The organism is Shewanella sp. M-Br (genome assembly GCF_036245925.1).
Classification (GTDB): Bacteria; Pseudomonadota; Gammaproteobacteria; order Enterobacterales; family Shewanellaceae; genus Shewanella; species Shewanella oncorhynchi.
Genome location: NZ_BJBV01000006.1, coordinates 213,959 through 219,958, shown reverse-complemented (window position 1 = coordinate 219,958; position 6,000 = coordinate 213,959). Strand labels below are relative to the sequence as shown.

Sequence of the window (6,000 nt, the reverse complement as noted above, 5' to 3'; positions counted from 1 at the left end):
GCTTGCAAAAAACGATTCAACAACCGCTTTTTGATCTTTGATTTTGTTTGCTAATCGGGTATCGATAATGGTTGACAAGATGTCTAAGCCACCTGATTTAAAATCTGGATCGATATAGATATCACCATCATCACCTTCATCATAAAATTCAAACTCGTGGTCTATTGCTGATTCGAATTCTTCATCTAGGTAGAAATCATCGTTTTCCATAACACCGACACATTGATCTCTATAGATAACCTTACGAGACGTTGGCGTTGGTGTTGGTGATTCGATAGTAGTAGGTAGGTCAGTTGATACAAGCGCTTCGGATACTGGGCTTGTGCTATTAACAAGCGACATTATCGTTGCCTCTGATACTGGTTGGTCGTTTTTATCAAAACTGCAAAAGTAATTCAAACCAACAGGAACCATTTGTATAAACGCACCTGCATTAATTAGTGCGCTAATTTTTCTAACAATGGCGCTATCATCTGTAAGCAAAAGTAGCTCATCTTTGTTATATCTACCAATAGCATTTGATAGATTTCTTTGTTTTGCACTGTTAGCGTCAAAAAACACTAATCCACCGTGGCTTGCGTTATTGAATGATTTTACGATTTTCATAAATATCTCTTTTCCCCAATCTTGTTGCTTCTAGTTCTTGTTCTCGTCTTGCTGCGATACCGATTTTAACCAACTCATCTTTAATAATAATCATTAATTCATCGTGGGTTAAACCAGTTAGTGTATTCAGATTTGCGCGTCCACCTTGCTCTAACACCGTTAATAAACACGGTAGTCTAGTCGATACGTTTCTGATATCTTGTCGAGATAGATAGCAAGCTGAAATAAACTCTCTAATGCTGTTCTCTAAGTTAATGTTAACCATTATCCACCCCAAATAATTTAATTTGATTCAATCTTCTTGCATCATGTTTTGCTTCGATTTCGATTCTAAGATTGGTATAAGCATTGATGACAAGTGTTTTCAATTCATCTGATACGATAGCCATTTTGCTAAAACCTTCTTCATTGTCGGGCTGATAGGATATCAATACACTGTCATCTTTAGAGGTAATGGATAAACCATTCTCTGATAGCAAACCAAACCCACGTTGTTTGTTTGTACTTGAAACCATTTTGATATTAATTTGTTTAGATATTTCTTGAATAAACTTTATTGATTTCATTATATTCCTTAGAGTACAGTTGCTAAATCAGCAGCATGTTGTTGTTCGATTTTGGTATAAATTGATACCAGTTTTTCTTTGTGTTTAGAAAACTCGGGAAGCTCAGAGCAAAACTGATAAAACTTTCCAATCAATACTTGTTTAGTGGTAAAAAACTCTAATGGCGGTGTAGTACGACCCTGAAAGAAAACACCTAGTTTTTTGTGGGCATCTAATACTAGTTGGTAGTCGCAAGGGGCGGTACGTTCACCGATTGGTCTAGCAATTTCTTTTGCTGCAAACTTTTCACGTTCGATCGAGCCAGTGAGCCCTAATAGGTCTTTCTCCACTAGGTATTTGTCCATCTGGTTTAATACTTTTTTTTCGGTATAAAGTTGTAACTTTCTTGCTCTAATGCGATCGCCGTTCTCTTCATGGTATTTTTTAAAATACTCGGAACGGTCTTTAGTGGTTGACATATAATTTCCTGTTTTTATTTTTTTATTATGTTTAGCGCGAGAACGCCAAGGGTGAGGATAACAAACGATAGTACGCCCATATAAACTCCTTTAATTGCGCTAGACCTTTTATGATATGGTCTAGGTCTAGCGCTTGTTTATTAACAATCTTCTAATGAACTTGCATCACGTTCATGGATTTCCTCGATTAATTCGCGGTTGATTGCAACCAAAACCTTTAACTGGTTAGATTGGATAGCCATCAATGTAATCAGGTCATCTTGGCGTTTGCGCATATCTGCTAACAGATTTGCTTGCTCAGTGATTTGATCCCGTTGATGTGATACTACTTTGTATAAGTTTTCAATCTCTTCTTTTGCGATACGAGCATCAAACATTAGTGATACGATTTCTTCTGTTGATGCTGTACCCATAAACTCTAATGGGATATCCGCTTGTGATTGTTCTGCCATTTTTCGAACGATAGCTAATATAAATTCGACATCAGTAGTGCAGTATTCTTTATATGGATCGTTTTCTGCTTCCACGGCTTTAATTGCTTTTCTGACAGCAGCTAGGTTAATTTCTTCGATCTTGGTTAATATTGACATTTTTTAATTCCTTTGTTTTGTTTGAGTGGGAGAAACTATCTCCCACACATGTATTTAGTAACGGTTTAATTTACTCATATCGATTGCCTGTGTTTGGTCGGGCGCCACCTCTGTTAGACTTAATACTAAAATCAATAGCAGTCGGTTGTTTTAGAGTGGTTAAATCAATCGGCATTTCATGGTACTCAACCTTTGCTCTAACTCTTAATGCAGTTCCAGTTGGCAACGTGACTCGGATCATTTTAAATACAAACCCGTCTTGTTCTTTATCTAGAAAAAAGTAAGATTCAATTTGATTTGTGATGATAGATCCACATAAAATTGTTTTTGATTTCTCAATATTGTATTTTCGGAACGTGGTCGAAAGGGACTCAACTCGTTTTTTTAATGCAGCAGATTCATTTGGGCTTGCATCGGGATTATTCACCTGCAATAGATGGTGATAAATGTTTTTTAGTTTTTGATTACGTAATACAACACTAATGCCACGTGAGTCTGTATTTGTGTTATCTGTCAATTTGATTTGACAGCCAGTAATGACTTTAGCTATGTACTGAACGGTTTTATTTGATTCGATCACCACATCATGCGGTTGGTCGTTGATATTTTCTGTAATAGTGGTTTCGTAATAATCGGATTGTTCAGATAGATATCTCAGTGTATCGATTACAATTTGTTCTAATGGTTTCATTTTCTAACTTCCTTTGTTTATATAATGTATTTAGATAGGTGTGGGAGAACGGTTCTCCCACAAAGGTGATAGGTTGCTGGTGGTAAGTATGCGGGTGCTGGTGGTGTTAAATGGTATGCGGGGTACTGGTGGTGATAAATGTTAAAAGCGGATTCATAACAATACTAACCAGTAATAGTATTATCGTCGGTTCCCGACTCAGTAATAATAGTATTGATTTTAAGTAATAGTATTGATCAAACAAGTTGGTGAGCGCAGCGAGCAGACGCGCAGCGTCCCAATCAATAGCAATCTGTAACCATCTGTAATCCGTCCTATTGATAGGTGGCTTCGCCACGATGCTTCGCATCCTCTGATTTTAAGTAATAGTATTGATCAAACAAGTTGGTGAGCCGTAGGCGAGCAGACGCGCAGCGTCCCAATCAATAGCAATCTGTAACCATCTGTAATCAGTCCTATTGATAAGTGGCTTCGCCACGATGCTTCGCATCCTCTGATTTATTAATTAATTTGTTATGTTAACAACTCAACTTGTATAAACACCCCCTTTATAGATCTTGAGTAATTAACGTAAGGATCATTACTATTATTTGTAAGTCGGGAACCGACGATAATACTATTACTGGTTAGTATTGTTATGAATCCGCTTTTAACGTAAACCATCCATAACAAAAAAGGGATACCAAATTAATGACATCCCTTTTTTTACTTTAAATCTCAAAACTAAAATCAGCAGGCACACGTTTGAAATTTATCGCTGATTTTAGTTTAACCATGTGTTTTGGTTCTAACTCGTTTGGTTTAAAACCATTTGCATTAGTAAAATTAGATATTAAGCGGGCTGCTTTTGGATTTGTTGTACCAGCTTTAACCAATGCAGCAACAACAGGACAACCTTTACCAGTTTTACCTTTATTTCCTTTTGCGTTTATATTACCAACAGGTGCGCCACCAGTATCAACAACAACATTAATAGCCAAACTTTCGTCTATTGTTGCATTTGGAAATTTGGTTGCTAAAAACTTAGCACAGCGCATATCAGATACAAAAAACTTTAACTCACCTGTGTAGCTTGGATTGCGGATAGCAGTACGTGTGACAGTCTGATAGGCCACATCAAGCATGTTCTCGAATACAAACGCATCAACTAAAAAATCTTGATCAAACCCTAATAACTCACTACACATATTCATAAACGCTATATCGTGTGGATTTGGGTTGCTAGAGTATATAATCGCTGCTTGTGTACGATCGCTATATTTGTTAATACCATGCGATTTAGCACTAATCAACTCAAAATGATCATCTGCTTCGATTGTTTTTTTATTGTCATTGTTTACTGCAATGATAATACCTTTTTCTGAGTTTGCTTTAACAACATCAAGCATCTTATCAAAGTTTTCCATCATTGATTCATTACTAATAAAATCACGGTTTTCAAATTTAAGTAAAGGTATAATAGTTACCTTTTGTTCCATTGCATTACCACGGATATTAAGTCTACTTGGATGGATATTAGCTAGTTCATAACCACATAATTTAGTAAAGTAACCGACCGCAACAGAACCCATTGCGTTTGCACTCATTAAGTGGATATGCTCGAAATTATCAAACATTGTTGGGTTTACGTGAAATAAGTAATGAAAATAATCAAAACCACCTACTAATGGCTCGTCTTTTTTATATGCAAAATACTCGTTGTTTACTTTACATTTAAGTAAATTAATTTTACCTACTGAAAACTCTTCACTTTGTTGGTCGCAATGTTGATCGATAATCAATTGTAATTTTGCGTTAGGGCGATTAATAACATCATCAAATAAAACTGAATCGAATTTGGTTGTTTTTAAATGATTTAGTTGGATCAATCCACTAGGTAACTCATCTATCACCAAACACCTTTCACCAAACATATTACCATTAGATATCAAACACGCATGAGTAATGATAATAATACGAGTATTTTGTATTTTATTTTGATTGTTGATGATGTACTGAGTAACAGACCCACCGCATGTATCTTCATTTAATACTAATACTAATGCATTTGGTAACTGTGCTAGATATTGATTTTGTAGTTTTTTAGTTGGTACTGATATAAGGATGTATAAATCAGCTTGTTCTACTTCAATCAAATTTTTCATTAAATTGATCATTGAGTGTGACTTACCTGATCCAGCGTTATGTTCGTGGATAAAAAGTTGTTTGTTATTCATTTTATTTCTCGCTTAATTAATTACCCATTCCAATTGATGCTGGATTAATGTGTAATGATGGCCGAAAGAAGGATTTCTTTCTTATATATCTATTTAGTAAAATCGTATTCAATAACTCGGCTTTTACTTATGCATTTTAAAAAGGCCATGACTATTGCAATAATTTGAGGATTATATGCGTCATGGCCTTACAAAAATCATATTAATTTATCATTGAGTCGATATCGCCCCATCAAAAACCATATCAGACTAATACCATTCTTGAGCGAGGCAAGAAAGTAATAGTGCGGTTCCACAATGATAAATTAATATGATCTATTAAAAAACTCGTTACCACAACCCATTATGGTAACGAGTAAAAAAATAATGGGGAAATGAATAGTAAACCCATTATCATAAACAACTTAAACCTAACACAAAACACAAAACACAAAACACAAAAATAAACAGCATAATAATAGTCACTCGTAAGCGACTATAAAGGCAAACCAAAAATGATAAGTAAGCAATTCAAACTGACTATCATTATGCTGTCTGTAAACCTATTATAACACAATTAAAGCGCGGTCTAAACTAACAGGCTATATTGTGATATCCCCTGTTGCCAAGGGCATCACATATAAACAAGATATTGTCCATTAAACTAATATCACAATATAGTCTCATACCACATAACAATAACCCCTGTTGCCAAGGGCATCGTTTGCAAGGAATTTTGATAACAATGTCAGTATTATCGTTATGTGGTCTGTTTAGTTTAGTGCAAGGCGTCGATATCAAGCGGAGGACTCAACATCAAGCAAAGGGATTGGCAATGGTAATTGGCTTCCCCATACATGTATTTAGCAATGGTCTAAAACCGTGTTTTTGGTG

At 35.5% G+C, this 6,000-nt stretch carries 7 protein-coding genes; all 7 read right to left on the bottom strand.

Translation table 11 applies throughout. The features are described from left to right. Positions 1-606, bottom strand: a 606-nt coding sequence (locus tag AAA952_RS07115; protein WP_338255605.1) for a hypothetical protein, incomplete at its 3' end; no start/stop codon positions are given. Beyond that, entirely contained in the window at positions 581-871 is a 291-nt protein-coding gene (locus tag AAA952_RS07110) for a hypothetical protein (protein ID WP_338255603.1), read from the bottom strand. The genes AAA952_RS07115 and AAA952_RS07110, both read right to left, overlap by 26 nt. After that, positions 864-1,172 (bottom strand): hypothetical protein, encoded by a 309-nt coding sequence (locus AAA952_RS07105; protein ID WP_338255601.1) that lies wholly within the window; start codon positions 1,170-1,172, stop codon positions 864-866. Before AAA952_RS07105 ends, AAA952_RS07110 begins: the two co-directional genes overlap by 8 nt. An 8-nt stretch (positions 1,173-1,180) precedes the next feature. After that, a complete protein-coding gene (locus AAA952_RS07100; protein WP_338255599.1) occupies positions 1,181-1,630 on the bottom strand; it encodes a hypothetical protein in 450 nt (149 codons plus the stop codon). 140 nt (positions 1,631-1,770) lie between these two features. Next, positions 1,771-2,220 carry a hypothetical protein gene (locus AAA952_RS07095; protein ID WP_338255597.1) on the bottom strand — a complete coding sequence of 150 codons (450 nt, stop codon included), beginning with the start codon at positions 2,218-2,220 and terminating at the stop codon, positions 1,771-1,773. 70 nt (positions 2,221-2,290) lie between these two features. Beyond that, positions 2,291-2,911: a hypothetical protein gene (locus AAA952_RS07090; protein WP_338255596.1), complete on the bottom strand. Its 621-nt coding sequence runs from the start codon at positions 2,909-2,911 to the stop codon at positions 2,291-2,293. A 710-nt stretch (positions 2,912-3,621) separates the two neighbouring features. After that, positions 3,622-5,127, bottom strand: a complete 1,506-nt coding sequence (locus tag AAA952_RS07085; RefSeq protein ID WP_338255593.1) for a DEAD/DEAH box helicase — start codon at positions 5,125-5,127, stop codon at positions 3,622-3,624. Between the last annotated feature and the right edge of the window lie 873 nt (positions 5,128-6,000).